The sequence below is a fragment of the Adlercreutzia sp. DFI.6.23 genome (assembly GCF_024462535.1).
GTDB lineage: Bacteria > Actinomycetota > Coriobacteriia > Coriobacteriales > Eggerthellaceae > Adlercreutzia > Adlercreutzia rubneri.
The window spans coordinates 1-388 of sequence record NZ_JANGBP010000227.1 but is presented as its reverse complement, the minus strand read 5'-3'; the positions used below and the strand labels follow the sequence as shown (position 1 = coordinate 388).

The window sequence follows — 388 nt, the reverse complement described above, 5'->3', positions numbered from 1 at the left end:
TTCTCGATCATACCGTCCACCACCTGCATAGGGATGTTGTTCTTTGCCCCGTTGGGGAAGGGGAACAGCCGGCAGCAGCCCACCTCGTCGAAGGCCTCGGCCTGCGCGGCGTGGTTCGCGTCCCAGATGTCCACGTAGGTCTGGTGCGGCTGCATGATGGTGGAGTGCAGCATGTAGTTGTAGGGGCCGCTCTCGTTGCAGAAGCGCTCACCCTTCAGGTTCAGCTTCAGGAAGGGCTGCTCGCCGAACCAGAACCAGCGGCCGAGCACCCCGTCGCCGGCGTACTGGTCGGGCTTCACGCAGGCGCGGTTGAAGGTGCAGGCCGCGCCAAGCGGATCCATGGTGGCGCCGAGCCACAGCGCCGCCTTGATGCCGGATCCGGTGGGGT

1 pseudogene is annotated in these 388 nt (G+C 65.5%); it reads right to left on the bottom strand.

From position 1 onward, the window contains the following. A pseudogene (locus NE591_RS13125) lies at nucleotides 1–388 on the bottom strand (FAD-binding dehydrogenase); the annotation flags it as partial.